Annotated in this window: 24 protein-coding genes; 15 read left to right on the forward strand and 9 right to left on the reverse strand. The window is 52.7% G+C overall.

Annotation, left to right across the window (positions count from 1 at the left end; all coding sequences use genetic code 11):
- Window positions 1-72: 72 nt before the first annotated feature.
- Both VFU50_15650 and VFU50_15655 read left to right on the forward strand, forming a co-directional pair.
- Window positions 73-1,479 carry a lipopolysaccharide biosynthesis protein gene (locus VFU50_15650; protein HEU5234296.1) on the forward strand — a complete coding sequence of 469 codons (1,407 nt, stop codon included), beginning with the start codon at window positions 73-75 and terminating at the stop codon, window positions 1,477-1,479.
- Window positions 1,480-1,509: 30 nt separating this feature from the next.
- Window positions 1,510-3,042 (forward strand): flippase, encoded by a 1,533-nt coding sequence (locus VFU50_15655; GenBank protein HEU5234297.1) that lies wholly within the window; start codon window positions 1,510-1,512, stop codon window positions 3,040-3,042.
- Window positions 3,043-3,094: 52 nt separating this feature from the next.
- On the opposite strand, the gene VFU50_15660 is transcribed toward VFU50_15655, so the two are convergent.
- A complete protein-coding gene (locus VFU50_15660; GenBank protein HEU5234298.1) occupies window positions 3,095-3,721 on the reverse strand; it encodes a class I SAM-dependent methyltransferase in 627 nt (208 codons plus the stop codon).
- 49 nt (window positions 3,722-3,770) lie between these two features.
- On the opposite strand from VFU50_15660, the gene VFU50_15665 reads away from it, so the two are divergent.
- Window positions 3,771-4,739: a glycosyltransferase family 2 protein gene (locus tag VFU50_15665; protein ID HEU5234299.1), complete on the forward strand. Its 969-nt coding sequence runs from the start codon at window positions 3,771-3,773 to the stop codon at window positions 4,737-4,739.
- Window positions 4,740-4,743: 4 nt separating this feature from the next.
- Complete coding sequence (locus tag VFU50_15670; GenBank protein HEU5234300.1) at window positions 4,744-6,006, forward strand: hypothetical protein; 1,263 nt, start codon at window positions 4,744-4,746, stop codon at window positions 6,004-6,006.
- Between the two features lie 784 nt (window positions 6,007-6,790).
- Here the strand turns inward: VFU50_15670 and VFU50_15675 are convergent.
- The gene (locus VFU50_15675; GenBank protein HEU5234301.1) at window positions 6,791-7,726 is read right to left on the reverse strand and encodes a glycosyltransferase family 2 protein; all 936 of its coding nucleotides are present in this window, start codon (window positions 7,724-7,726) and stop codon (window positions 6,791-6,793) included.
- A 170-nt stretch (window positions 7,727-7,896) separates the two neighbouring features.
- Between VFU50_15675 and VFU50_15680 the strand changes: the two genes are divergently transcribed.
- The 9 genes from VFU50_15680 (at window position 7,897) to VFU50_15720 (ending at window position 16,207) form a co-directional block, all read left to right on the forward strand.
- A complete protein-coding gene (locus VFU50_15680; protein HEU5234302.1) occupies window positions 7,897-9,159 on the forward strand; it encodes a glycosyltransferase in 1,263 nt (420 codons plus the stop codon).
- Entirely contained in the window at window positions 9,159-9,842 is a 684-nt protein-coding gene (locus tag VFU50_15685) for a sugar transferase (protein HEU5234303.1), read from the forward strand. The genes VFU50_15680 and VFU50_15685 overlap by 1 nt, the downstream gene beginning before the upstream one ends.
- Complete coding sequence (gene galE / locus VFU50_15690; GenBank protein HEU5234304.1) at window positions 9,842-10,858, forward strand: UDP-glucose 4-epimerase GalE; 1,017 nt, start codon at window positions 9,842-9,844, stop codon at window positions 10,856-10,858. Before VFU50_15685 ends, galE begins: the two co-directional genes overlap by 1 nt.
- Window positions 10,859-10,998: 140 nt before the next feature.
- Window positions 10,999-11,622 (forward strand): SIS domain-containing protein, encoded by a 624-nt coding sequence (locus VFU50_15695; GenBank protein ID HEU5234305.1) that lies wholly within the window; start codon window positions 10,999-11,001, stop codon window positions 11,620-11,622.
- 128 nt (window positions 11,623-11,750) lie between these two features.
- Complete coding sequence (locus tag VFU50_15700; protein ID HEU5234306.1) at window positions 11,751-13,178, forward strand: sugar transferase; 1,428 nt, start codon at window positions 11,751-11,753, stop codon at window positions 13,176-13,178.
- The gene (locus VFU50_15705; protein HEU5234307.1) at window positions 13,147-14,247 is read left to right on the forward strand and encodes a hypothetical protein; all 1,101 of its coding nucleotides are present in this window, start codon (window positions 13,147-13,149) and stop codon (window positions 14,245-14,247) included. Before VFU50_15700 ends, VFU50_15705 begins: the two co-directional genes overlap by 32 nt.
- Window positions 14,248-14,270: 23 nt before the next feature.
- On the forward strand, window positions 14,271-14,981 hold the full coding sequence (locus VFU50_15710) for a nucleotidyltransferase family protein (protein ID HEU5234308.1): 711 nt from the start codon (window positions 14,271-14,273) through the stop codon (window positions 14,979-14,981).
- Window positions 14,974-15,627, forward strand: coding sequence for an HAD family phosphatase (locus VFU50_15715; protein HEU5234309.1), 654 nt, complete (start codon window positions 14,974-14,976; stop codon window positions 15,625-15,627). Before VFU50_15710 ends, VFU50_15715 begins: the two co-directional genes overlap by 8 nt.
- A 136-nt stretch (window positions 15,628-15,763) precedes the next feature.
- Window positions 15,764-16,207, forward strand: a complete 444-nt coding sequence (locus VFU50_15720; protein ID HEU5234310.1) for a nuclear transport factor 2 family protein — start codon at window positions 15,764-15,766, stop codon at window positions 16,205-16,207.
- Here the strand turns inward: VFU50_15720 and VFU50_15725 are convergent, their stop codons facing one another.
- The 5 genes from VFU50_15725 to VFU50_15745 all read right to left on the reverse strand — a co-directional run bounded on the left by VFU50_15725 (window position 16,208) and on the right by VFU50_15745 (window position 21,729).
- A complete protein-coding gene (locus VFU50_15725) occupies window positions 16,208-17,635 on the reverse strand; it encodes a hypothetical protein (GenBank protein HEU5234311.1) in 1,428 nt (475 codons plus the stop codon).
- 76 nt (window positions 17,636-17,711) lie between these two features.
- Window positions 17,712-19,694: a hypothetical protein gene (locus VFU50_15730; protein ID HEU5234312.1), complete on the reverse strand. Its 1,983-nt coding sequence runs from the start codon at window positions 19,692-19,694 to the stop codon at window positions 17,712-17,714.
- 4 nt (window positions 19,695-19,698) lie between these two features.
- A complete protein-coding gene (locus tag VFU50_15735) occupies window positions 19,699-20,460 on the reverse strand; it encodes a prepilin-type N-terminal cleavage/methylation domain-containing protein (GenBank protein ID HEU5234313.1) in 762 nt (253 codons plus the stop codon).
- A gap of 1 nt (window position 20,461) precedes the next feature.
- Window positions 20,462-21,055 (reverse strand): prepilin-type N-terminal cleavage/methylation domain-containing protein, encoded by a 594-nt coding sequence (locus VFU50_15740; GenBank protein ID HEU5234314.1) that lies wholly within the window; start codon window positions 21,053-21,055, stop codon window positions 20,462-20,464.
- Window positions 21,052-21,729 (reverse strand): prepilin-type N-terminal cleavage/methylation domain-containing protein, encoded by a 678-nt coding sequence (locus VFU50_15745; GenBank protein HEU5234315.1) that lies wholly within the window; start codon window positions 21,727-21,729, stop codon window positions 21,052-21,054. The genes VFU50_15740 and VFU50_15745 overlap by 4 nt, the downstream gene beginning before the upstream one ends.
- A gap of 253 nt (window positions 21,730-21,982) precedes the next feature.
- Here VFU50_15745 and VFU50_15750 point away from each other — a divergent pair, with 253 nt between their 5' ends.
- Window positions 21,983-23,887, forward strand: coding sequence for a DCC1-like thiol-disulfide oxidoreductase family protein (locus tag VFU50_15750; protein HEU5234316.1), 1,905 nt, complete (start codon window positions 21,983-21,985; stop codon window positions 23,885-23,887).
- Window positions 23,888-23,910: 23 nt separating this feature from the next.
- Here VFU50_15750 and VFU50_15755 read toward each other — a convergent pair whose 3' ends face one another.
- Complete coding sequence (locus VFU50_15755) at window positions 23,911-24,606, reverse strand: CPBP family intramembrane glutamic endopeptidase (protein HEU5234317.1); 696 nt, start codon at window positions 24,604-24,606, stop codon at window positions 23,911-23,913.
- Between the two features lie 62 nt (window positions 24,607-24,668).
- Between VFU50_15755 and VFU50_15760 the strand changes: the two genes are divergently transcribed.
- Complete coding sequence (locus tag VFU50_15760) at window positions 24,669-25,529, forward strand: alpha/beta hydrolase (GenBank protein HEU5234318.1); 861 nt, start codon at window positions 24,669-24,671, stop codon at window positions 25,527-25,529.
- 112 nt (window positions 25,530-25,641) lie between these two features.
- Here the strand turns inward: VFU50_15760 and VFU50_15765 are convergent, their stop codons facing one another.
- Window positions 25,642-26,172, reverse strand: coding sequence for a DinB family protein (locus tag VFU50_15765; GenBank protein ID HEU5234319.1), 531 nt, complete (start codon window positions 26,170-26,172; stop codon window positions 25,642-25,644).
- Between the last annotated feature and the right edge of the window lie 321 nt (window positions 26,173-26,493).

Consider the following 26,493-nt stretch of genomic DNA (forward strand, 5'->3'; position numbering starts at 1 on the left):
TGCGTCGAGGACCTTTGAAGTATTCATTAGGCTATTTGATACACCGTATAGCAGCAGTGATGGGGAGGTGTTGTGGATAAAAACGGGCGCACAACTTCTCGAGACACCGGATCCGCTCCCGAATTAGTAGTGCGTGACTTCCCCGATCCGGCTTGCGAGGAGAGCGACTCCGGGGAACGTCTAGCTCAAAATATTCGACTGTTGTGGCGCCGTCGCAATCTTTTTTTGAAAGCTGGGTTGATGGCTGCGGTTGCTTTTGCACTTGTCGCTTGGATGATTCCCAATCAATACGAAGCGACTGCACGCTTAATGCCGCCAGACGACATCGCTTCAAATCCAATGGCGCTTCTGGCTGGTATTGCCGGAAAATCCAGCGATGGTTTATCAATCGCTGGAGATTTGCTTGGTTTCAAGAGTACGGGGAAATTATTTGTCGGCATATTGAGGAGTAGAACCGTTGAGGACGATCTCGTCAGGCGTTTTGATCTGCGAAAAGTGTATTGGGTTAGATATTGGGAAGATGCGCGTAAGAAATTAGAAAGTCGGACAGAGATTTCTGAAGACAGAAAAAGTGGAATCATTTCCGTCACGGTGAGCGACAGGGATCGCGCGCGTTCAGCGGCTCTCGCGCAAGCATATGTGGATGAACTGAATATGTTGGTTGCGCAACTCACTACGTCTTCAGCCCATAGAGAACGCGTCTTTTTAGAGGAGCGGCTTAAAGAGGTAAAGCGTGATCTGGATGCCGCCTCTGTTGAGTTTAGTCAATTTGCCAGCAAGAACACTGCAATCGACATTCCAGAGCAGGGAAAAGCAATGGTGGAAGCTGCGGCACTTTTGCAAGGTCAGCTGATTGCTGCACAGTCGGAGCTGAGCGGTTTACAGCAAATCTACACAGCAAATAACGTGCGAGTCCGCTCCGCGCAGGCGCGTGTCGCCGAGCTGCGGGATCAGCTAGATCGGATTGGAGGAAAGAACATTGACAACACTAATCCACAACCACCTGACGACACGCTCTACCCTTCCATCCGACAGCTTCCGTTATTAGGTGTAAGGTACGCTGACTTGTTCCGGAGGGTTAAGATCGAAGAGGTTGTCTTCGATACTCTTACTAAGCAATATGAACTGGCTAAGGTGCAAGAAGCAAAAGAGATTCCGACCGTCAAAGTTCTGGATCACCCAAGTGTTCCAGAAAAGAAGTCGTTTCCTCCAAGGCTTATCATCGTTGTATTTGGCACGATATTGTGCTTGATCGTCGCAACATTGTGGATTATTGGAGAACAGGTGTGGACAACTGAGATCCATACACCCGTCGGCGCCCTGGCCGCCGACATCGTCCATCATCTCGACATGCGCATGCATTCGCACATGTATCGGTGGCCTTTTCCTCTAAAGCCGAGGCGCGATAAAGAGACTCGACTTCCAGATCGCGATGCAGAACAACAACCCGAACAGGAAGTGGCTAAAGTCCGACGCTGATCATTTTATGATTGCCGTCTTGTGCACTCCATGTTAGTTCCATTTGCGAAACCTTGCACCAGCGGTCGCTTGTTACTCAAGAACACGGCGCTGAATTTTTTGGCGCAGTTCTTGCCTCTGGTAGTGGGGCTTTTTGCTATCCCCAAGCTTATTGGCGCCCTAGGCGTTGAGCGTTTCGGGATTCTCACCTTAGCTTGGGCCATCATAGGCTACTCTAGCTTATTTGATTTGGGACTCGGTCGAGCTCTCACGAAAGTCGTTGCGGAAAGGATTCACTGCACAGAACAAGGCGAACTGGGGCAACTGATTTGGACCGGTTTACTCATGATGTTGATGGCTGGAGCTCTGGGTGCAGCCGTGATGATTGGCGCGAGCTCGTGGTTGATACATTCTGTCCTCAAGGTGAGCCCGCAGCTTCAATCGGAGACCATAAAAGCTTTTCAGTATCTCGCGTTGTCCATTCCTATTGTCATCCTAACGACAGGACTGCGCGGTGTACTCGAAGCAAACCAGCTATTTGCGCTTGTGACTGCCGTCCGCCTGCCACTAGGCATATTGACTTTTGCCGCTCCGTGGCTTCTGCTGGTGTTCTCTCATAGCCTGGTAATCATTGTTATAGGCCTTTTTTTAATACGTTGGCTGGCCTGCATCGCTCAATTCCTTTGCGTCCTATGGAAATATCCGGTCTTGCTCCACGGTTTTCGAGTCAGGATCTCTATCGCGAGATTGCTATTAGGCTTTGGCGGATGGATGACTGTAACGAATGTCATTAGTCCGATAATGAGCAATTTAGATCGTTTCTTGGTGGGCGCGATTGTGTCGGTCGCCGCAGTCGCATACTACACCACTCCTTATGAAATGATTACAAAGCTCTGGCTGATACCATTTGCTCTAGCAGGAGTTCTCTTTCCGGCGTTCTCGAGCCTCGCGGAAAATCCAGCACGCCTTACATATCTGCTTGATCGCGGAGTCAATTATGTGATGCTCCTGCTATTCTTGCCTACTCTTTTCATCGCTGCTTTTGCTCGGATCGGCATGCGGCTTTGGCTCGGGGCATCGTTCGCCGCTAACAGTGCGCTAATATTACAGTTGCTATGTCTCGGAGTTTTCATTAACAGTATTTCTCAGATTCCGTTCGCGCTGATCCAGGGCATTGGTAGGCCAGATCTAACGGCAAAGCTGCACTTTGCCGAACTGCCACTGTATTTAGGTCTCGCATATTTGCTAATTCGGGAGTACGGTGTCCAGGGCGCCGCGGTAGCATGGCTTACGAGAGCTATATTAGATGGAATTGCGTTGTGCCTGATAGCGACGCGAGTGCTCCCGTCGAGTACGAAACCGGTACAAAGGGCTTCGTACAGAGTGGTTGTGGCCTTGGGTTTCTGTCTTGTAGCGCTAGTTCTGAACGGCTGGTTCCGAACGATTTTCGTCGCTGCCGTTGCCTGTGCCTTCGTGAAGGTCGCTTGGTCTTCGGTGCTCGGAGAGGGAGAAAGAAAAGTATTCACCTCGCGATTCAAAACCGCGACGATGGCAGACCGGGCTCATGTCAGCGCTAGTTCTTGAAGCAGACGCTTTGCGGCTCCGTTTTACAGGTGTATTGTCATGCGTCCCAAGCCTAGTCGAAATATAGAACGCCGATTCCCGCCCAGCCTTGTGCTGGATTTTCGATGAACTCCTGGTGTCGATAATGGGACTTCACCTGCTGCCAAAATTTGGAGACTTGGCAGTCTTGTGCTCGTTCGTGCTCGGCGACGTCGTGAAAAACGATTACCCCGCCACTTCGAACCAACGACGAGTACATTTCGAAATCCTGTTTTACGCCTTGGTAGCTATGGTCACCATCGATGAATAGATAGTCGAGTTTGCGGCCTGCTAAAAGGTTCTCGATCTTGATGAGAGTGGTTTCGGCGTGGGAATCTGAGCGCACAAAATGGAGTTTCTGGGAAGGAGTAGCGAAACGCTTATAGATGGGTAATTTCAAGGGATGATAACCCCCGCCGAAAGCCCCTTTGGGAAGATCCAAACTGATGATTGTCGCGTGAGGCTCGGCGAGACGGCAAAGCGGGTATAGCGTTCCGCCGTTATGGGTTCCAATCTCCATAGCGGTCGAGGGTTGCAAGTCGCGGATTATGCTGACTAGCTGCTCAAATTCCCAGCGTACTTGAACCGGACGAATTGGATGCTTATAACAAAACTCTACGGGGTCGCCGCATCCAGGCAGGGAAGCGTAGCAGCGCAGCATGGTTAGAGCGTTAGCAAGTCGCATAGTACGAAAATTGTAGCAAAGAGTCATGCCATCAGCGATTCAAACCAAAAGCACCGTTTCCGTCGTGGTATGCACTTTTAATGGTGGCAAATACTTGCTAGAACAACTCCAAAGCATTGCAACGCAGCGTGAGCTACCGAATGAACTCATAATTGTGGACGACGGGTCGACGGATGCGACGTGTAGCATCATTGACAAATTCCTCAAAACCGCTAGGTGCCCCACGAGGTGCCTCCGCAATGAATCGACCTTAGGGGTAGCGAAGAACTTCGAAAAGGCTATTCGGGAGAGCACGGGGCAGATTGTCATGTTGGCAGATCAAGATGATGTCTGGGAAGCTAACAAGCTTATGAAGCTGCGAGAAGGCCTGGATTCCTCTCCAACAGCCCTGCTGCTCTTCTCAAATGCCACTTGTATCGACCTGAAGGGTCAGCGCTTGAGGTCCACTTTGTGGAAAAAGGTTGGGCAAAGAAGGGTTGCGCGATTGCTTCGAGAAAAGGAACGACAGTTTTCGATTCTGCTGGGAGGTGACATTGTGACCGGTGCCACGGTAGCTTTTCGTAGGCAACTCGCAGCTCGCGCCTTGCCAATACCCATGGAATGGTTGCATGATGCCTGGTTTGCAATCTTCGCTTCCATTAAGGGACAGATCTTCGGCCTTGACGAGCGCTTGATCAGATACCGAATTCACAAAGATCAGGTAAGAGGAGTTGCCGGTAATGACATCATTGAGCGGGCACTCGCGCAACGGATATTGGGTAAAAAGGGAGACTTGCGGAAGTTTCTCATTCTCAAGAATAGAATCTCACCGCTTTTGAGCGACGCTCAGCAGGTCGAATTAGATGCCAAAATACTTCATCTTCAGGTGCGCTCCTCCCTATCCTCTCAGGCCGCTAAGCGCGCCATTCAGGTATTTCAGGAATCGATGTCCGGACGTTACGGTAGGTATTCTTCCGGTTTGCCGAGTATGGCTCTAGATTTGTTGGGGCATTAAGACGATGATGCGAGCGTTGAAGATAGCAGTTGCGATCGCACTGGCACTATTGTTTGTCGTTCGTCAGTTTTACGTGAACCTCCTGGGGATAGACAGGTCTCTTTTTTCTGCTGTGTTCGTCGTCCTGATGACTCTTATTGGCCTAGTATTTCTCTGGCATCGAATTGGACGGCCATCTCCAAGGTTTCTCGTTGTCGATGCGATTATTGCCGCTCAACTGATATTGTCGTTAGTGGCGATTGGAGCTTATTGGTTTCTCGGAACCACTAACACTGCAATTACTGTTTATGCCATCTATTTTTATGCGCTTGCCCCCTTGTTATTGTATTCAGGATTTTATTTACGAAGAGTTCGGGCTCAGCACGTGCAGATATCCTTAATAGCGTCGTCTACAGTGTTCATCATGATGTGTATTGCCGGCTTGTTTCAGGTAATTGGATTTGATGGGTGGTTATTCCGCAACGACAATTTCGAGTTCCAATCGACGTTCTTAGGTACGCATAGAGCGACTGGCGGCTATGGTACACAAATAGATTTTGGTCTTCTCTCCTTTATCGTGTTTGTTTGCGCGTTCTACATTGCGCGAGAGCGAAGATCGAAGCTTGCCGTTTTTATGGTGCTGGTTGGATTTGGAGGAATCCTGCTTGCCGTCAGTCGCGTGTTCATCTTCGCTGCTGTTTGCGTTCTTATCTCATCCGTCAGGCGCTCAACATTCAGTCGATTATTTAGGCAACCAAAACGACTTATACCTCTGGCTATGGGAATGCTCTTGGTTGTGATCGCAGTACAGCAGCTAGACCTTATAACAATCTTCTTGGCTGCAGATACGGTGACTCAGTCGTCAAATGAGGATCGCATAACCTTCCTCCACAATGCGCCACGATGGGCGTTGCGAGATTATCCAATTGAGGGTACCGGTCCGGGAACTCAGAATGGACCAAACGAAGAGATGAACAAGTTGATCGGGGATGGTTTATGGCTTGCAATGCTGATTGAATTCGGATTGCTGGTGGGCCTGCCAATCGTTCTGCTCAAAATGGCATTGCTTGTGCTCGTTGTGCGGAATTTCGCGAAGTGCAATCGCAAATCCGCAATAAGCTGCATTGCCTGTGTTCTTGCGATCTGTTTCTTAGCAGCGTCTGTCGTAGATAGCGCGTTTGCTAATGTCGTCAGCCTTTCTATCTTTTATGTTATCGCGGGTTGGTTTCTGTGCGATTACTACAGCGAACGGCCCACAGAACTCTTAGCTTCCGCGCACGCAGCTTAGACGCATTCTTTGGAGGATGGAACACGGATGCAAGGATTGCGCTAGTGGTCGTAATCGCGAAATGCAATAAGGCTCTTCGTAAGAAGTCCTACTTTCTCCCGGATGATCTGAGCTCCAGGAAAAAGATCAGTCATTTGCTTACAAGTTAGACAGTTCACGCATTCAAAGTAGGTATTCTTCTGGTGCCATCCCAGAGGAAAATGACGCGCCCACCACCGCATTACTTTCTCAGGGAGGTATTGAAAAAAAGGAATCAAGTAGTGCGGATCTACTGGAAAATGCCTATGTGGAACCTGCACCCAATAGCGAAGAGCGACTCGCTCTATCTCGTTCGCACATCGTTTCTGAAGGTCCCATGTCGGCAAATGTTCGAGTAGGGAATTAGAGAATAACAGATCAAAACTCTTATTTGAGAACGGAAGAGCGGCCGCATCGCCACATACGAACAATGGGTAAGGCCTTTCTCCGCAATTCAGGTCGAAACCAATGACGCCAGGAACTCCGGAAAACCACGCGTGTTGTGTATTTCCACAACCGAGATCCAGAATTCGCCCATGGGTCGGAGTAGTCACGATTGTTGAAAATAGCCGTTTCCTCCTTGACCGGAATCCGTTCGCCACGCGTTCCAGGATTGCAACGTAAAAAGGCCTATCATCATACGTGGTCTGGCCCACTAAACGGTCCGGCCTATCTACACCTTCGTATTGCTTGCGCGCGGGAGTCATTGTGTTGTTCAGTGATTCTGGCAGTTTTATGGGTCTTTTATCTATGTCTCTTGGTTGGCCTAGGTCTGTATCACCTCATTAACAGGCGCACTCAATTTAAATTCCGACATAGGTAACGGAAGGGTCGCTCTCCGCCTCCAGCCAGCCCTATAGCCGGAAAGTACGACACCTATCTGATGTATGGGCGATGTAGAGAACATCAACAGTTGGATTGTGCGGCCGATCAAGTACATTCCGAAGAAAATCGCTTCTCTAATCCCGGGAAGCCCTAGCTGATGTCGTTCTAAACAGATTATGCGATTCTTTGTGTTTTCGCCCAAAAAAACGTCGGAGTATTGTCCATTCAGATGGCCGCCGACATCATGGGATAACGCGCGGTTGATAACTCTCAGTCGAAAACCCGCGCGCACAGCCCGCACACTGAAATCAAGATCTTCGGCATACATGAAAAATGTTTCGTCAAATCCTCCTAGCGCACTGAAAACCTCAGCCCGCATCATGATGCAGCAGCCGCACAGAAAATCCGTCTCGACAATCGCGCGACTGAGCCTTACCTTTCTGGGTCGGGCATCACCTGTAAATCGGTTTATATGACCTCCAGCAAACCAAATTTGCCCGTCACTAGACCGTGTAATAACGGACCCTAAAATCGTACGTGGCGCACAGTGCATAATCATGTCTTCAAAGATCAAAGGATCGGGAAAGTAGACGTCATTATTTAGAATAAGAAAAATGTCTTCGGGTTGAGGACGAGCAACGGCGAAGTTACCGTTATGTCCGCGTGCAAAGCCGGGGTTACTCGGGCGGTGATAGAACTCAGACCTCTTTGCCAGGGTTGGAGGAATGCCTAACGTGATCGTTTCGATCTCGGATGTGGCTGAGTGATCTGCAACAATGATACGAAAGTCCAGTCGCTCACAAACAGTACTCAGGCCATTGAGGCATTGCGCCGTGGCTGCAGCGTTGTGATAATTCAGTATGCTGATAAAAAGCATCGCGACTTCAATCGATTAACAAAATTGGTAACTACCTGTCGAACCCTGCACTCCGAAAATACGTCTTCGCCCCGAGTGACAACAAGAAATCCAATGACGATCGTGAACGGTCGAGACTATAATAGCCCAGTTCGAATCGAGTCGCTGCGCCAACGCGTCGGGGAAGAGGTATGACGGTTTTCTCAAAGACTGTGCACAAAATGGCGTCGCTTCTCGACGAGAGCATGATCTCAAACGGGAAGGCTCTTTCCATTGTCGAGAGCGGAAGGCTAAGTGTTCTTGCCGTTGTTCCGTATCCGCCCAATCCTCTTCGCCCGCGAACCGTCTCAATGTTAGCGGACATCTCCTCGTTTGCCGATATCGATCTTTTATATCTCGATGATGGTGATCCAATTGTCGTACCCAAAGAAGTTCAGCTTAAAAGCGTGAGGTCGTTCCCAAACCGAGCTTGGCATCGTGTGCCTCGGGTCGCGGCTGGATGCGTTCTGGGTAAGCCTATCGTTTATCAGTACTACCACTCGCGGCAATTGGTCAGACATTTAGCGGCGACGGACCTGTCGACATATGACGCTGTCTACATTGAACGAATCCCATTGCAGGATCTGAATGTCAGACATCCCTTCGTGGTTCTAGATATGCAGGACTGCTACTCGCTCTTAGTCCCTCAGCTGGCTGCAGCGTCAGCAGGATTGAAGAAATGGGCTTTTAAACTAGATTCGTTCAACGTCAAACGATACGAACGACAGGCCTGCAACTTGGCTACGCGGGTTCTGTGCACTGCTGACAGGGAAGCGAGCGGGCTCAGATCTGTAGGAGTAACCACCCCTATTGATGTCGTAGTACACTGCGGGCCGAGCGTTCAGCCGAGTGGGCGGAGGGTTATCGAAAATGACCCTAGGGTTCTTTCATTTCACGGAAAACTAACCTATTCACCAAACATTGCTGCATTAGGACTCCTCCGAAACATCCTCAAGAAACTAAACAGCTCGGATTATCAGGTGATTGTTGCCGGAGCAGGAGCTGACAAGGTCCAGAAGATGTATCCAGAATTCCAGTTCGTGGGCTATGTGAATGATATTGCCGCTCATCTTAAATCAACAGATTTGAGCATTCTCCCTGTAGAACTCAACGCCGGCATTTCTAATAAAGCCCTTGAGTCACTGTCTGTCGGGGTTCCGATTGTGACGACGCCACAGATCGCGGCTGGTCTACCTGGGTGTAAAGTGATCTTTGAAGAAGGCGTTTTTGTTAGGCATCCAGATGAATTTCCCGAAACGATCGAGTCGTATTTCAGAATGCCGCTTGCCAGTAAGCAGGCCATAGCTGATAAGTGCGTCAGTTACGTTGAGGACCTATGCGATGATGCTCCTCGTCGGGAATATCTCAGAAGTCGCGTTTTTGGTGGCTTCGCTCGACACAAGAGTCCCTGCTAATGTTCATCGAAGCCCGCCCGCGACGTCAGTCCTGCTTACAAGTTCTGCCTCATCGCAATTCAGCCAAACGCACGCAGCGTCGTCGCATCGGCGTTTCAATCAAGCATTGTTTCGATGTCGTTGCTTCACTCGCTGCTCTGATCCTGCTGAGTCCACTGTTTTTACTGATCTCAATCATGGTGAGACTGAATGACGGCGGATCCATAATTTACCGTCGACGCGTTGTGGGTTCTAAAGGAGGATTCGACGCCTATAAATTCCGCAGTATGCGGCTTGATGCAGATGCGATCCTGGCGACGAACAGCGCGCTTCGTGAGGAATTCGAGAAAAATTTCAAGTTGACTGCGGATCCTCGTGTGACTCGAATTGGAGCCTGGCTGCGGAAATTCAGCCTCGATGAACTCCCTCAGCTTTTCAATGTGCTCCGGGGTGAAATGAGTCTCGTGGGACCACGTATGATTTCTCCTCCTGAGCTGGAGAAATATGGCGATTTTAAAGTGCTACTTTTGTCTGTGAAGCCGGGTTTGACTGGATACTGGCAGGTATACGGACGCCAGCGAGTCGATTATGCTGAGCGCGTTAGAATGGATGTTTTTTACATTCAGAACTGGAGCCTGGCTCTCGATCTTAAACTGTTGCTGCTTACGCCAATACGAGTGCTGAAGGGAACGGGCGCATATTGATGCTGAGAATTCTGGTTACGGGTGGCGCGGGATATGTGGGTTCGATCTGCAGCGCCGAGCTCATCCAGCGGGGCCACGCCGTCACGGTAATTGACAATCTTTCTGCGGGCCATCCTGAGGCTGTGCCGGAGAGCGCGGAATTTCACCAGATTGATATCGGTGATGCTGATCGCGTGATGCGGCTTTTGGTGAAAAACGATTTTGACGCCGTTTTTCATTTTGCAGCCAAGGCTCTGATTCCGGAGTCGGTGACAGATCCGGGCACATTTTTTGATAACAATCTGGCTGCGGGAATTGTGTTCCTGGAGTGTTTGCGCAAAGCCGGCGTGCGGAACTTTATTTTTTCATCGACCGCAGCCGTTTATGGAAATCCCACACGTGTCCCAACCCAGGAAGACGATCCTAAGAATCCGGTCAATGCCTATGGGGAGAGCAAGCTGGCCCTTGAGCGCGTCCTTCAGTGGTATTGTTCAGCGTACGACTGGAGTGTAGTTGCCTTTCGCTACTTTAACGCTTGCGGTTCGATCGAAGGACACGGGGAAAGACACAATCCAGAAACTCATATCATTCCTCTGCTCTTGCAGGCGGCAATGGGGATGCGTCCTTTCTTCGAGATTTATGGGGATGATTACCCAACTGCCGACGGAAGCTGTCTGCGCGATTATGTCCACGTACTCGACATAGCGGAGGCACATGTTGCTGCTTTGAAGCGGTTCAACATTCCCGGTTTCAAGGCGTTCAATCTTGGCACCGGGCGCAGCCACTCAGTGAAAGAAGTCTGCCGCGTTGTTGAACGGGTGACCGGGAAGCATCTTCCGTTGCGAGTCGGACCGCGTCGATTGGGAGATCCGGCAGTGCTGTGTGCAAGCCCGGAAGCGATTTCGACAGATTTGGGATGGAAAGCGGTGCACTCAGATTTGGAGCAGATTGTGCGGAGCGCATGGGAATGGGAGCAGGCTTACCGCTCGTCCGCATCGGCGGACACGCGCGCTGCGACATTGGTGCAACAACGATAATTCTCATCGGAAGGCTTAGAGATCAGCTAGTTACTGAAGCTGTGAGGTGGTCAGAGTGGAAATCGTGAAGACCTGATCGCGTTAGGACAGAACGACTGACGAGCACGTGAGGTCGCAAATTCCCCCTATGCGGAGGTTCTGTGTCTGGTACCGAACGAATCCACGATGCTGCTGCATATTTTTCTAATTTGGGACAGTGTGCAGCAACGCTAGCCTGGGATCGGGTGGATCTGATTTCACACCTGCTGTACCGTGCCTATCAGCAAGAACGAACTGCTTATCTTTTTGGGAATGGGGGCAGCGCATCGCTGGCGTCCCATTTTGCCTGCGACTTGACTAAAGGGACGTGCGTTGATGGTGGAAACGGCCAGAAGCGCTTTCGTGCGACTGCTCTTACTGACAACCTCGCGGTCCTGACTGCCTGGGCGAACGATTCGGGCTACGAAGACGTGTTTTCGGAGCAGCTCCGCGGCCTTATCCAGCCTGGAGACATTGCGTTTGCCATCAGTTGCAGCGGAAACTCACCTAACGTACTCAAGGCTCTGCAGGTGGCGAGAGATGCTGGCGCACTCACGATAGGGCTTGGCGGGTTCGAGGGCGGGCGTATGAAGTCGCTGTGCGACGTAAGCCTGATTGTTCCTTCTGACAGTATGCAAATCATCGAGGATCTGCACCTCTCCGTGGCACACTGCTTATTCACCCTGGTAAGGAATCAGATCGCGGCAGAGGCGCCGGAAAAGGTGGTTGCTGCCCGGGCTTCGTAGGGCAAGTCTTTGGTTGACAAAGACTTGTGTTCACCACACAATCCTAGATGGTCGAGTTCACGTCCCTGCAGGCGTGGGTGACGGTTGTTTGTCGCGACTGAATTTTTGTCATGGCTCCCCCGAACGTGATGAGTCGTCGTCTTCGGTCTGCAGTCCTGCTGGGTGACCTTGTCTGGATACTTCTCGCTGCAACGATTTCATACCTTTTGCGCTACGGCCCTGATGGTGGCGCGTCAGCATCGCGTATCAGCTACTCAGAATGTGTTTTCGCTTCCGTCGTGGCGATGGTGGTTTGGGCGCTCCTGTTCGTGCGAATGCGTCTGGATGGCTTCTCTGACGGATGGGAGGCTCCTCGCGTTCTTTCCCAGGTAGTCACGGGCGTCTCACTGCTAATGTGCGTGATGTTGTCAGTAGCATTCCTCACCCGGCAGTGGTATTCGCGATTGTTGCTTTGCTATTTCGGGCTATTGCTGCTCGTGGGTTTGGCGCTTATCCGGTGCGCAATACGTGCATACGTTGCTTCACGTTCACGAAACCGCGCGATGCAGCGGGTTGTGGTGATGGGGAACGGGAGCGTGGCTCGCGAAATCGCGGAAAAGATTGGGCGTCATCCGGAACTGATGAAGAAGGTCGTTGGGTTCCTGTATTCGAGCAGCGACGTTCCTGTGAGTCCCATTGGAGCCGAACATTCGCAGCAGAGCCAGCCTACAAGTACCGTGGGAGTGCTCGAACTGCTGAAGAATTATTCGGTAGACGAGTTGGTAGTTGCACATCCGCGTGTCAGCACTTCGGAGATCCAGAAGTTGCTGCGCATCAGCCGACTCGCTGGAATCAAGGTTTCGCTGGTTCCGGAAGGATATGAGCTATACCTCTCCAAAGCGAGTTTTCTCGACGTTGAGGGCCTGCCGATGCTGTGTCTGGAGGAGCGGCATCCGGAGAAATTGGCTCTGGCACTCAAGCGCGTCGCAGATCTGGTAATTGCAACAGTCCTCACCGTGCTTGCAAGTCCGATCATAATCGTAGCAGCTGCGGGCCTGAGTATCTCTGGCATCCGGCCCTTCAGGCGCGAGCTTCGCTGCGGGCTTCACGGTGATCCGTTCCTGATGTGGCGTTTGAACGTCAATCGCGATGACGCTGAGCTTTCAGGCGTTCGCTTATGGCTGACGAGGCTAAGCCTCACTGAACTGCCGCAGCTTGTGAATGTGATTGCAGGCGATATGAGCCTGGTGGGGCCAAGGCCTGAAGCGCCGGATAGAGTGAAGCACTACTCCGAGTGGCAGCGCCAACGCCTCAATGCCAAGCCTGGCCTGACAGGTTTGGCACAGGTGCATGGTTTGCGCGAGCAACACGCGTCAGAGGACAAAGCGCGTTTCGATTTACAATACCTGCTGCATTGGTCGCCTTTACTGGACCTCTCGCTGCTACTTCAAACGCTTTGGACCGTCGCGATTCGCATATGGACTCCGCGAGCCTCGGCTGTTCAAAGCCAGCAAGCTCGAGAGCGCGTTTTTACGGAGGTTCTGGATGTTGATCGTTCGCACGCCGGTGCGGATTAGTTTTGGCGGAGGCGGAACTGACCTTCCCGCCTATTATCAAAAGTTCGGTGGCGCTGTTCTTAGCACCGCGATCAACAAACATTTCTACACGATCCTGCAAAAGCGCTCGGACGGCAAAGTGCAGGTCATCTCGTCCGATTTACGCGTCGTCGAGACTTGGGAAGACATCTCCCGCATGACCGTCAAAGGTACGGATCTCGAAATTCCCCTTTCGGTAATGAAGGAGTTGGGTTGTGCAGTATCTGTGAACTTGTTTCTTGCCTCCGAGATTCCACCGGGAACCGGGTTGGGATCCTCCGCCAGCGTCTGCGTAAATGTGCTGAAGACGCTCACCACCTATCTCGGCATTCCGTTATCAAAATATGAATTGGCAGAGCGTGCGTTCCACGTTGCCCGTAATGTCCTCGGAAAACCTGTTGGCAAGCAGGATGAGTATGCCTCTACTTTCGGCGGAGTGAATTTCATTCGATTCGCAGAAGATGAATCCGTATCCGTAGAACCTATCAATCTTGATCCTGAGCTCATCCGGGAGCTTGAATCGAATCTGTTGCTGTTCTTCACTGGCGCTGCTCATCATTCCTGGACCATCCTGAAGGAGCAAGAGCATTCGACGAAGACGAGAAGCGGCCCCGCCGTCGATAGCTTGCACGAAATCCGCGAACTCGCAGACACCATGTTGGCGACCCTCAAGGCCGGCAACCTTGATCGGTTCGGTGAACTTTTGCACAAGGGGTGGGAGGCCAAGAAGCGGGTCTCCGAGAAGATCTCCACCTCCAAGATCGATGAAATGTACGGAGCCGCTCGCGCTGAAGGCGCTCTTGGCGGCAAAATCACCGGTGCTGGCGGAGGCGGTTTCTTGCTCTTGTATTGTCCTAAAGCTGTTCAAGAAAAAGTTCGCAGCCGTCTCGCGCAGATTGGCGCGCGCGAAATGACTTTCGAATTCGACTTCCAGGGCGCGCAAGTTGTGGTCGACGATCCCTTCATCGATGCCGATGAGCGCGGCGGCATGAAGTGGACATTTGAACCTTTGGAGACTCAGGCGTCAGCGGCCACGTTTTCTCGCTCATGATTTCTCATCCGAGAAAGGCATTCTTGCTCGCAGCCGGCCATGGTACGCGGCTGCGTCCTCTCACCGACACGGTACCCAAGTGCCTGCTGCCGGTGCAGGGCATTCCCATGCTCCAGATTTGGCTGGAGCGCTGCCAGAAATTCGGTGTGGAAGAGGTTCTGATCAATTTGCATTCGCATGCTGATCAGGTGCGTGAGTTTCTTCAGAAGAACTCCTCTTGCAACGTGCGCGTGCAAGTTTCCGATGAGCCAGTGCTACTTGGAAGCGCCGGAACCGTTCGCGCGAATCGTTCCTGGGTAGCGCACGAGCAGGATTTCTGGATCTTCTATGCGGACGTTCTGAGCGATGTCGATTTGAATCGGCTGTTGCAACGTCATCGACAAATGCGGGCCGAAGCGACGATCGGTGTATATCGTGTTCCGGATCCCTCCCGATGCGGCATCGTGCAAGTGGACGACGATGGCTGGGTCATGGAATTCATCGAGAAGCCGAAGATTCCCAGGGGCAATCTTGCCTTCTCCGGAATTTTGCTAACGGCCTCAAAGTTTCTGGATACGATTCCCGATCGCATTCCTGTGGACATCGGCTTTGACGTACTACCGCACATTGCCAGGTTGGCCGCGTATGAAATTGATGACTACTTGATTGATGTTGGTACCATGGAAAACTATCGATCGGCTCAGGAGAACTGGCGGCGAGCCAACAGGCAGATCACGCAGGAGCAAAATGCTTAGAGGAGTGATCTTCGACATGGATGGAGTGCTGATCGACAGCCATCCCATCCACAAACGTGCGTGGCGCAAGTTTTTTGAGATGCTGGAGGTCGAAGTTTCAGATCGGGAACTCGATTTTGTGCTCGACGGAAGAAAGAAAGAGGATATCCTGCGGCATTTCCTCGGCGATCTGCCCGATTCCGAGATCAAGGATTTTGGCCATCAGAAAGAAATGCTCTTTCGGGAAGAAGCAATGAATATCGAGCCAATCTCAGGTGTTATGAAGCTGCTTGAGGAGCTTACGACCCAGGGAATTGCGGTCGCCGTTGCCTCGTGTGGAAGCCAAAGCCGCGTGCGCTACATTCTCGATCAACTCAAAATCCATGATCGATTTGAATCCATCGTGACCGCTGACGACATCACGCATGGAAAGCCGGACCCAGAGGTTTTCTGCAGGGCCGCCCAGGAGCTCGGCGTCAGACGTGAAGATCTTCTGGTGTGTGAGGATGCGGTTTCCGGTGTAAAGGCAGCAAAAGCAGCAGGGATCCGCTGCCTGGGAGTGACTGAAGCTGCACGCGCAGCCGAACTGTTGCGGGCTGGAGCGGTCCGCGTAGTTCCGGACTTTGCCTCCGTATCGGTTTCCGAACTCGAAACCATACTGGTTTGATTCCCAAACGGGAAATACCAATAAGTGTAGCGAGCGCCACCCGTCCAAGTAGAAATCACCCTGGATACTGCTCCCGACGGTCGTTGAAGTCTCTCTATAGTTCGAGAGCCAATCACTACCGATAGAATGCTAACCAATGCGCGCACTCAAATTTATGGCGCCGGTCTGTATGGCAGCTCTAATGGTGGGTTGCACCCAAGGCAAACCGCCCCGTCTTCAATCCTGGAAAAACGCAACCGGCGCCGAAGCATACGAGCGGTTGTTCTGGAAGGCGATCGAAGACGCGGATTTTACGGTGGCGGAGCGTCGAATGGCCCCGATTTACACTCTCACCAGCCCGGCTGGTATCGCGACCCGCGATAAGGCGGTTGAATATTTCCGCGCGCTCAATCTGAAGCACATCGATATCGCAGATTTGCGTGTCGATCCCGAAGGCGCTGACATGGTTGTCAGCTATGTGGCGACACTCCAGACTAAGTCTTCATCCTCACCCGCGCGCTACTACATGACCACAGTTTGGCAGCAGGCCAAGCGCGGCTGGATGGCAATCTGCCACTCTGAAGTGAGGGCCAGCCCCTAACTAAGTGACCACGAGCAAATCCTGTCTGTCTTCGGCTCGATCGAATTCCTCAATCGGCTCGGTGGGTCGGCGGCAGGCGATGAGCAACAGCAGATTGATCAGGAGCAGGCCCTCGACAGGCTTGCGATATCTCCCCTCCATAATCGCCGGCGCAAGAGGCGTAAGTGCCCAAGCCGCTGCCGTCAGAACTGCGAATACCCGCGCCTCGGCCCCGGCGAGTTGGTCTCTGTAGTAGATGTTTGCGAGAAGAACAAGAAGAGCCAAAGGCGCCCACATCCAGCGCATCGAGACGGCTGCTCTGTCCCACATCCTGTCGGGATTATTATCAGGCCAGGATGGAGAGAAATTGAAGAATACGTAATTCTCTCCTCGCAGCAATAATCGATGTGGCCACGAGACCGCCGAAGCCTGAAATGCCCGCTCCCAGTCCGCTCGCCCATGGGCCTCATCGATTGAGAAGTACACGATCCCCTCTCGACTTGAATGCCAGGTCGATATCGGCTCGAGCGGTTCCTCGTAGAGAGCAGGAGAACCAAACTCATAAGTCCAGTGATATGCGCCGTTATCTCGGGAAATATCAAAGCGAAGAGTCCGCTTTCCTGAAGCCATGTAGATGCGGTTCATTTCCGGAAATCCAAAGGGATCCCATACGTTCAGGAGGCGGTGCGTTCGAAATGACAGAGGTGCAATAAAGAGGGCAAACACACCCACTATGTAGCCGACCTTAATTGCTCTCTGCGAACTCCTGTATAGACCCAAGGCGAGCAGGAATATAGCAAACGGCAGCGCGTAGATTCGTAGGGATGACGCGAATGCCCAAGACGCAGCACAAGCCAAACAGGCGATGCTCGAGCGCGTGCGAAAGAACTTTATCGTGAACCAAAGAGCCAGACCCATACAGGGCAGGAACAGGGTCTCGCTCATCGTGTAGGAGAAGATAGAGATCCAGGAAGGCAGGCCGCAGAGAACCGCCCAGCCAGTGAGAGCAAGGTCTTCATTTCCTGTTAGCTCTCTCAGAAAGCGATGCCAGATCCAGGGAGTCAGCACCGAAAGGATGGCATTGTGAACCGCGATGGCAGTATGGCTGCCGCCGGTAACGGCGGCGATCATTCCTAGCCAAATCTGATAGCCGAACGGGTCAATTGCGGCGATTGGCTGGAGAGTCGAGAGGTGGGTTGCCGTAAACCACCAACGTCCAGGATCTGTAGTTTGAATCTCAAGAGGATTGTGTTGAAAAACCGCGATGATGCGAACTACAGAGCCAAGCACCACGAGAGCCATCAACGATATCCGCAGCCAAATCCCATCACGTCGAGTTTCTGCGGGAGGCTTTTTACACCCGTAACTCGGGGTCAGGCCGGAGATCTTGATTTCGTGATCGGTTCCCGGCAACACAACTCTTTTCAATGATTGGAGAGTTCTCTTCACACCTTGACCAAAACTTACTGAAAGAAAAAAGAAAGCGCAGCGGGTTAACGCTGCGCTGATTTACTAGAAATTTTCATCAGTAGATGATTTCTCGGCGCGCAATTACTGCGAAACTCGCAGAGTTCATTCCCAACTGGATACTGCAACTGTTGAACGTGAGTGAGTTGGTTCCACCACCATTCCAGCCGACTGTCGGAACACCTAAGTGAGTCAGCAGGTTCGCGTCTGTGGGATTCGTTGTGTAGCAAGGATTTGTTCCTGTCGCGCATCCGCTGTTGTCGCCAATCTGTGCAACAACAACACCTCCAGTGAAATTGCCGTTGCCACCGCCACTAGCTTGCATAACCCCGGCGCCCACTACCAATATGAGGCCGTTGAAGGTGAAATTGCCGCTGTAGGTAAGCGTGCCGGTAACCAACAGAATCCCGGCCCCGGTGGTAGCTCCTGACAACGTCAAATTGCCATCGACCACTGTCACTTCCGGGCTCGAAGTACTGCCTAGATCGGGTACGCCTGTATAGTTGCCGGAAATGGTTTGAGTCGCGACGTTCTGTACGTCTTGAACAATTGCGTTCAAGCCTTGCGGTGTCGAGTACAGGGAATTTGAGGTGTTAATCACGTTCTGTACGTCGGGCTGAGTGCCGCCACAGGCATCGGCGCCAGTGTAGTTGCCATATCGATTGACAGGAATCTGACTGATCACCGTGTTTCGTGCGAGGGTTGCCTGTTGCGCGGCAGTATTGCCGTTCAGACCCACGTCAGTGGTTGTTCCGATTGCGGGTACTGGTGGTCCAGGCGACGCGCAGCTATCAGTTCCAGTCATGGTTAAGTTGTTCGAATCGGGTAGGCCGCTAATCACTGGGTCGTGCCCCGCCACGGTCAACGCCGCGGGCATGGGGGGTATCGCGACCTTCGCCACTTCATACTGGATCATTCGCGTCGCTTTATTCGGCGAAGTAGCATTTGGCGCTACTGCGAGCGTTGTCAGCATGTACACCGGTTGAGAATCCAAGTCCGAGCATTGGTTTGCCGTCATAGGGCCTGCGCCGACACCGATAGGCGTACCCGGCAAGGCAGGGGCACTTGTGCCGCATGCCGGCGCCGGCGATCCAGTAGTCGAGCCAGTTCCAATTAGACCCGTGGAGCTACCTGTGCTGCTTGAACTGCTACTGCTGCCGCTGCCGCTGGTTGAACTTGAAGTTGAGGTGCTGCTCGAAGTGGAACTTCCCGAGGTTGTCGTGGCGCTAGAGTGAGAACTATTGCCGTTTCCGGTTGATCCTCCAGCAAACATTGCCATTGCCGCTGCCAATTGTGATGGCAGGCTGGCACGCTCCCGGAGTCCTGGAACAAGTCCCGGAACCTCAATTGGAGTCCGTACATCTGCAAGAACGAATTCGTTGCTGCCGTTGTAGCAAACCTGATCTGCTCGCGGTCCTCCCGGCGAGTACGGAGCGTAGGGTAGATGGCCGCAGTTGCCACTCCCGAGCACGCACCAAGGTTGAGCGGACTCATTCATCTTCAGGTTAATGCGCGTCCATTTGTAACTAAGAACCTGGCCGCCCGGCATCCCTTGCGCTGTGGGCGCCGGCTGTACGTACCAGGTGGTTCCCGCAGGTATAGAGGTTGCAGCGGTGGGGCACGGAACACCCAACGTGCCGGGGCTGCCTGCGATGATGGCCGTGCTATTCACCTCGTGACATATCTCGTCATCGAAATATGGATTTGGCGCTCCACCTGCAAGCGTGGGACTCCATGGCTGCACGACTTCGCCGTTTGCAGGATTGAGTACGTATAGCACTCCATTAGGTTGACCGATCGGGACGGTCGGCAGAGTCAAAGGATTCGGCGCGTTCGCACGGATACGATCTCTCATTTCTTCGAGTCCAGCTCTTGCACCAAAGTAAGCAAGGTTATTCTGGCGATAGCCGGTACCGACCGTGGTTTCACTATTCGTTGCGAACATCATTGCCAGCCCGATTGCCGACACCAGAACCAACGCGAACAGCACAAGCAGCAAAGCTATGCCGTGTTCTGAGTGACTGTCGCTCTTTTTTCTCATCGGGTTAGTTCTCCAGTTCCGCAATGGCAGAGAGGGAGTAAACCTGTTGCTTTTGTGTTTGTAGATCGTTTTGTTTCGATCTTGTATTTAGATTGACCTTAATTGCATCGATCTGCTGGATCACGGGAGTGTTGTTCTTAATATCGGCACAACCAACCGCAGGCGCCGGCGGAGGTCCAAGAGGAGATGGTGCACTGCAGGCGTTAGAGTCTACTAATACTTCAGCGCCGCTAGCCTGAAAGTAAGTAAACAGCGGCTCACTCATTCCTGTCGGATCAATTACGTTTTGTACTTCTGTGTAGTAAACAGGATTCGGGTAGCCGGTTAGCGGATCAGCCGTTGTTTTTGCCGTGACGCTACGTCGTATACAAGGACAATTAGGGTCAGCGGGATCGCTGGGAAAATACTTGTACTCTACCCGAAAAATTGTCCCGTTTCCGTACACGTCACCTTCAAAGATCAGGTCTGTAGTTGATGCAAAGATGAGTCCCGAGGCTGCGCTGGTATCTGTCAGCCCCTGGTAGTTTGAATAGATCTTCGGCGCGGGATAACCAGACATGTGGACGTCGCGCGCGAACTGATCTGCGAACTGTCGATTCTGATCCGTGAGATCCAGTTTTGCTGATTCCGTGCTCGTAGTCTTCTGAATGTTGTTTACCTGGTGGAAAATTGCGCCCATTACGATTACCAAAACCAAAATGCTGATGACGAGCTCCAATAACGAGAATCCCGCCTGTGTGTTCCGCTTTTTTTCAGATCGCGTCATCTCAGTTGCCTCTTATTCCACGCAGGGTTACCGGTAGGCTGAACAAACGCGCTTGATTCGCTCCGTTTGCGTTTTCACCGGTAGGCTTTGCAGCGACACTCACTATCTGTGAATTCCCTCCAGTGACGATGTTACGTATGCGCCAGCGGACGTCATAGACCTGGTCATAACCAATCGTCCCCGCCGCCCCGGTCGCGCACAGTGTGTAATTCATTTGGTAGCCGTTAACCGGAGCCTGAGTGAAGTCAATCATCTGGGTGCCGTTATCGACTGCAAGCGATGTGAGCGGCGCGCCAGATCCCCCATTCGATCCTGTCGTGTTCATCACGTGTACGACTCCCTTGCAGTCGGTCACGGAGGTGCTCTGAGCAGTAGAAGACGCGGATAGTACAAGGATGCGGTCCATCGTGCTCTGCGCCAATGTCACGGCGGTGCTGTCAAACCGGCTGCGCGCGTTATTAGCGATCGCGGTGAGAATGATGATCATCCCACCGAGAACTCCGATTACAAGAATGAACATCGCGACGAGAAGCTCAATCAGACTGAATCCGGCCTGTCGATTCCGTCGTGAGCGGAAATGTATATTTCTCTTCATTGCCAGCTCCCACCGTTGTCAGTTTGATATCGCCATGTTTTAATGCGACCTGCAGGACTGACGCTTACGGCTGCCCAATCAAATCCACTGCCATTTCGCCTCGTCCATCGCAGGTATGTAACCCAAGCCACCGGAGTTGCCACCGAAACGCCGCCCGTGATGACAGTGGATATGTTGTTGCAGGGGGCAGTGACCGCTGTACGCTGACACGGAAGTCCACGCTCATTGAACGCGATACCCGGGCTCGGCAGACCGGAAGTATTAACCATCGATGGGGTCGTTGCTAAATTGAGAACTGGGATTGTGTTCAATGGTCTTACGGTATCGAAGCCCTGCACGCCTTGTGGCGCATTAGTCTGCGCGATGTCGATCGGGGTAGGCATCTGCACCGCGGGCTCCTGCGGATCCCACTGGCTATTTCCGTTGAAATCGACATAGGCTACGGACGCGCCGTTATTCACAGCACTCAGTACCTGGTAAGCCTGGTTGTCTTGTATGGATCGAGTCCGTGCCACTTGCATGAGGCCGGCATAACTCTGAGCGGCTGACTGTAGCTTCTGGGCGTCGATAATCTGAAATATTTGCGGAGCCGTGATCGCGCCAACGATTAATACGATGGCAACTACCAACAGTGCTTCCAGCAAGGTGAAGCCGTCTTGTCTTTCTCTAGTCATTCCAGGTTCCCGAGAAAAGCGCAACACCGCGCCCGAGTGCGGGTCCGCGCGCTATGCCAGAACTTAGCCGATATCTAGCTGGACACTCAAGTTACGTAAGTCAGGTCCCACTCGGAAAACTCAATGGCCAGAATGAGTTGTGAGAATCTCCTTGTTCAACCGTTCCCCTTGTTACTTTGGTTTTTTGTGATAACGAAAAGCGGTCACGCCTGTCTCGACACATGTAATAAGGTCGTGGCGAAGCGCCCCCCCAATGACCGTTCTGGAAAGAAGACTCGCCACAGGGAAGCCTCCTGTCGAAATTCCGAAGGCACCGCGGCTAAACCCGCTGCGACTTTTAACCAAGCCCATAGTCCGACTCGCTTCATACTTGCGCGGAGCTTACAGCCTGGATCTGCGTTCCTTAGCGCTGTTCCGCGTTGGATTGGCCGTGGTTTTGATTGGAGATCTCATTGCCCGAGCGCGCGATCTGACCGTCTTCTACACTGACTCGGGAATTCTGCCGCGGGCGGCTCTGCTTGAGAATTTTGCTCTTCCAGAGCGCTTTTCGATTCACTTGATGAGCGGTCAGTTTGTATTCCAAGCAGCATTGTTTGTGATAGCAGGCCTGTTTGCTCTCATGCTGTTGTTTGGGATTCGCACTCGACTAGCGTCGTTCGTTAGCTGGTTCATGCTGATTTCCTTGCAAATGAGAAATCCTGTGATCTTGCAAGGTGGCGATGTTTACCTCCGGTTGCTTGCCTTTATCGCGATTTTTTTACCGCTAGGCGCGATGTACTCAGTGGATGCCGCGCTGGACACGACTCCCGAAGAGCAAAGACTCGCTAGAACGCCAGTATATTTTTCGACGTTTGGCTTGGCGATGATGGCGCAGATTGCCCTGCTCTATATCTTCGCTGTGACCTTGAAAACTGCTCCTGAGTGGCGTGTAAATCACACTGCTGTCTTCTATGCACTGAGCATCCAACAGATGTCGACTCCCCTGGGACGTTTTCTCTTACACCTCCCGAAAATCCTCCCATGGCTCACGCGCGAAACCTTAATTCACGAGAGCGCTATTCCGGTATTCACCCTTCTCCCGATCTTTGCTGGTCCTGCACGCTTGCTGGCTGCGGTTCTCATTCTCACCTTGCATACTGCGTTGGGCTTGTCGATCCGTCTTGGCCACTTTCCTTACGTAGCCGGCATCGCAGCACTACCGCTGCTGCCGACCTGGTTTTGGAACCGGTCGCTTATCCGAAAGACTTTGCCGTGGGCGTGCGATGACGCCAGGCACGGATCTGGAGTACTTGTTTTTTACGATGGCCATTGTTCGTTCTGCTCCAAATCCGTCCGGGTGTTACGAAGCTTTCTGTTCATTCAGGGAGTAACACTTGTACCTGCCGAAGAGTTTCCCGTGACGGAACTCGAGATGCAGCAGCAAAGGAGCTGGATCGTAGTCGGGTCCAACCAGCAGCGTTGGTACAAGTGGCAAGGCTTGGTGGAACTCGTAGCGCTTTCGCCTTTATTTGCATCGCTGGCTCCAGTCTTGCGTTTCTCCCCGATTGCCGCGCTTGGAAACCGTCTTTACGAATCGGTTGAGCGAAACAGAACGAGATTAAGCGGGCTTACTGACTGGATTAAACCTCGCCGCCTCGAGCTAAGGCCGTCTATTGCGTCGACAGTGATGGGAGCGTTGTTCATCGTATATGTGTCATTCTGGAATTTATCGTCTATTTTGCCGACGCCGTTTCAGCCGGGCGGCGACACGATAGGTCTGATCCTTGCCATTGATCAGCGCTGGGATATGTTTGCCCCCAATCCGCTCACCTACGATGGTTGGTACGTGGTAGAGGGAAAGTTGCGCGATGGAACTCACGTGAACGTTTTACATCCGGAGAGCCCAGTTAGCTATGAGAAGCCCGCGAGTATTGCGGATCAATACAAAGATGAGCGCTGGCGAAAATACCTGATGAACCTTTCACTTGGTCAGTATGGAAATTACCGGCTTTACTACGGTCAGTATCTATGTCGTTCCTGGAACACTGGTCGATGGCCGAAGGACTCAGGTGCACTGTCCAGCTTCGATATTTACTTCATGGGACGCCAGAACTCCCTTACCGATCCCAACAGGCCTTACTCCAAAGACCTGCTCTGGCATCATGAATGTTTTAAATGAGCCCAATTACGGATTGTGCGCGCTTACGCTTTTGGCGGAATCTCAGTTTGCGAGTGGTAGTGGAAGTAGCCGATGCCTACGCGCATATGCCGCTGGATGTCGTTGGGAACGGTGACCGCGATCGTAAGTCCGAGGATCGCGTGCGCCACGCCGAGGCAGTAAATGTTGCGCTGACGACGAAAGATCTCGCAGGCAGCCCACCCTGCGAAGAAGCAGACGCTCATCAGTACCGGATTGGGAATGTGCACCAGCGTAAACAGGACCGTGCTTGCAATGGCTACTAACCGGCTCGGAAGCAGTTGCTCCAGACGCAGAAAAAAGTAGGATTGAAGAATAAATTGCTGAACCATCGCCCAGATGAAGTAAGCGAAGGAGTGCGTCGCTATTCCGATCACGCCGAATAGCGGGTGCAGAGTTCCTAGATGCTGTGCGATGACAACCGCGATCCCGGAGATCGCGATGGCTGCTGGAATCACCCACAGAGTAGAGCGCAGGCCGTGCAGCCCGAGCCCGAGATCGCGCAATCGCGGACGGTGAGCGATAGTGCTGACGAAGATAAATGAGGCCGAAATCCAGAAGAGCCCCGACTGAGTTCTGCCGTGGGCCCAGGTAGTCGCTTCGATTAGCCCCCAGGCGGCAAACACCTCCAACACGGAAACCCATCGAGCCAATGGTCTCGATTGCACTTGCGACGGCAGTGGCAATATGGCTTCGGACATCGGTAAGCTCCATTGGAAGTTGAGCCGGAGGCAAAATCAAGTCATCTAAAGTAATGATGTTCATGCGCAAAATTGTTGCAGCAGCTTGTTTTCTCATCCTCTCGATTGCCGCGTCCTCAGCGACGACGGCAACTCTTTTCAAGGATCCGCAATTTAAGGTGAAGGTAGTGCGCAACCTTCAGTTCGGCAGCGGTGAAGTGCGCACGCCGAAACTCACGAAACGGGCACTCTTTCTTGATTTGTACGAGCCGGATACGGCGGCAACTGGCTGGAAGCGTCCGATAATGATCGCTATCCATGGTGGCGGGTTCCTTTTCGGCGATAAGAGCGAGATGACGAGTCTCTGCCGTGAGTTCGCGGCGAGGGGATATGTCTGCGCCTCGATCAACTATCGTCTCGTTCCAGACGACCCGCCGGGCGACGCCAAAGACGAGTACACTCGCGCAGTGATGGCGGCAGTCGCAGACGCAGATCACGCAACCCGCTGGATCGAGGCGAACGCAGTCAAGTTCCATGCGGACACAACCCGCATGTTCATTGGCGGATCGTCAGCGGGAGCCGTAACTTCCATGCTGCTCGCCTACAATCCCGGTTTCAAACCGCCGCACTTTCGTGCGGTCGCCGACATGTGGGGCACGATGGGACCGAGAGTGAACTGGATCCGTAAAGGCGGACCGCCGCTCATCATCATTCATGGCAAGGAAGACGAAACGATCACTGTGAGCGCGGCGGAACAGATCGACGCGCGCGCCAAGGCGATTGGCCTGCCACACGAGACTTTTCTGATTGACGGCATGGGGCACAGTCTTCCGCTCAACCTTGAGGTCAATGGCAAGACGCTGCTGCAGGATTTGATCGACTTTTTCTACAAGCAGATCGCGCCGGAGCGTCACGCGGGCTTGCGGCAAGTGAAAAAGCAGTAGAGACGCGGCATGCAGCGTCTGGGCCTGGGCAGTCGGAGCCTTTGACATCACCATCAGAGACGGGGCATGCCCCGTCTCTACTCCGTCAGCGGGAAGGGTTCGCTAAGTCTTCTCAGATTCCCAGACCGTATTTGTCCTTCAAGAGCCTACGATGATGCAGCTCATGGCCGGCGATGATGTAAGCCAGTGCTCGCACACTGATTTCCAATTTATTGGCAATGCCGCGTCGCAGCCAGGCATCAGGTTCTAAATTCCTGAAAAAGGAAATAGTTGCCCGGCGTACTTGCTCGTACTCGCGGCCAAGAGTGGAGACGCTGCGGTTATCGAAGCTGCCGTATTTTACGTAGTCATCCTGCTCAAAGCCTTCAATCGGCGTGCGATCGTTGCGCGCAATGCGCAGTGCGCGGTACGACATGATGCGCTCGGTGTCGATCACATGCCCGAGCACTTCTTTCACGCTCCACTTGCCCGGCTCATAACGAAAGGTACCGTGCTGCTCGGAGAGGCTGCGGAGAAGGATCATTGTTTCGGCCAACTGCTGGTCGAGCGAGATCAGCACATCCTGCTCAGGTACGAGCGAAATATAGCGGTGATAGTAAGAGTCGTACTCGGCGGAAGCCGGTCGAGCTGCGGTGGCGCTCATGGAAGACCTCGCGGCAAAGATCGTTAACCACAATCGTAACAGCAGGCATCGGAGCCGTCGGCTGCCTCGTCCCACAGGTATCCCCGAGAGAACGGCAGAGAACGAAAGACCAGTTTTTGAAGCCGAAGATTGAGCTCGTCGCATCTGTTACCCACAGCAAGCGAGCCCGCTTCAGTTAGGATGGTAGATAAGCAGCTTCTTTCATGAGTTCTTCTGATTCAGCCTTTATTACCGCCCTGGCTGCGCGTCCGGTTTTGTGTGACGGCGCGATGGGGACCCTTCTGTATTCCAAGGGCATTTTCATTAACCGCTGTTATGACG

This window comes from Terriglobales bacterium, from assembly GCA_035764005.1.
Lineage (GTDB): Bacteria > Acidobacteriota > Terriglobia > Terriglobales > Acidobacteriaceae > Gp1-AA112.